Origin of the sequence: Pontibacter burrus (genome assembly GCF_010686685.1) — a bacterium.
Classification (GTDB): Bacteria; Bacteroidota; Bacteroidia; order Cytophagales; family Hymenobacteraceae; genus Pontibacter; species Pontibacter burrus.
The window spans coordinates 1-1,522 of record NZ_JAAGWD010000019.1; the positions used below are offsets into that span (position 1 = coordinate 1).

Sequence of the window (1,522 nt, forward strand, 5' to 3'; positions counted from 1 at the left end):
CCAGAAAGCTTTATCCAAAATAGCCCCCGATGCAGCGAATACATTTATAAGTCCAATCGCTTTAATAAGCTTGGTATAAGCAGCTAAATCTTCAGCAAATTCCCGTTCTACGATTTCTAAAGAAGACTTAATGGATGCCCATGCTGCAAAGTCATTGTTAAATCGAGAAGTTAAATAAGAATAGAAGTTAAAGTGAAGGTAGTCATAAACATTTGCCAAATTATAAAACGGATCCTGTAAGCTTGTATGGTGTGCAAAGCTAGTATGATCAGTACTTTCTAAAAAAGAAAATAATGAGCGCTCATTTTGCCCATAGCGTTGTAATGCAAGTGTTAATGTATTAGCAGATAATAAATCAAGCGGATAAATTTTAAGATTTAATTCTTTGCTAAAACCTTCGTTATAGTTAAAAGCTTTCGACTTTATAAAGAGATTTAGCGCTGTATCTAAATTATCATAAGTAGTTTCTGACTTTCTTACACTTGCAATATGTTCAGATGCAAGGTACAGAAGTTGCTCTACAGGTTCATTAAAAGTAACATCTCTAAATCTACCCTTAACCTTTGTCCATTCTTGTCTTTGGGAATCAGAAAGAGAAAAACCATAGCTTTCAAAGCTTTGGTGTATAGTAGTTATGAGAACCAAATTATACTTGGTATCATTTGCTAACTCGGCTAGCTGCTGTATAAAATATAATTCACGCTCTGGTTTATTTTGGGCAGCATACTCAAGGAATTTACCAAATTCATCTATTACAATGAAAAGCAGTGGGTTTTTACCAACTGACTTGTACAAACTTATTAACTCAGTAAATATGTTCTCTGTAAAATCTTCTGTAGCTGTTACTCCCAACTGGCTTGCAAAAGATTCAATAATGCTCTCATAAGAACCGACAAGCTTTAAAGTTCCGAAAGTCTGATCCTTAATGAATGGGACATTAAAATAAGGTCTTTTTCCTCTTAAGCTTTGTTCAAGTGCAAGGAGGAAGGAAGATTTACCAGTGCCGTAAGATCCAATTAGATTAAACGAACGGACTCCGTTTCTAAAGTCATCAATAATTTGACTTACTGTTCGCTTTGCATTAGGAGTAGGTATATACGTGACTTCTCTATCTGTATCACGGATAATATTAACAGAAGGAGTATAATTATTTCTCATAATAAGAAGTAAGCATTTCTATTGGATCGATCTTTCTCTTAAACTGTAATTCTTTAATCCCGGCATGATCCGTATAGATGATTTCGTTAGGGTACTTTTCTTGTGCTTCTTGTATCTTCGTCACAAGACCCGTTTTGCTTAGAGCAAAAATATTTCCAGGGCTATTAAAGTCATTTTCAAGCGCAGGTAAACTTATGGAAGAGCCGTACCCGGTATTGTCGAGTATTGAATACAGGAAAATTTCTATAGGAAGACTTTCTCTATCTGTGTTTTCAAGAAAGAGAACCTGCTTTGTTCGCTTTTTTGTTTTATCAGCTACTATAGACTCTTCTTCTTTTTGTATTGTACCTACCAAGTGTAAATC

Annotated in this window: 1 protein-coding gene and 1 pseudogene; both read right to left on the minus strand. The window is 34.8% G+C overall.

Features of this window, described 5'->3' with window-relative positions; genetic code table 11:
• Nucleotides 1-1,158 (minus strand): annotated as a pseudogene (locus GXP69_RS18845) (hypothetical protein); the annotation flags it as partial.
• On the minus strand, nt 1,148-1,522 hold a 375-nt coding region (locus GXP69_RS18850; RefSeq protein ID WP_204282098.1), incomplete at its 5' end, for a DUF4007 family protein. The gene GXP69_RS18850 and the pseudogene GXP69_RS18845, both read right to left, overlap by 11 nt.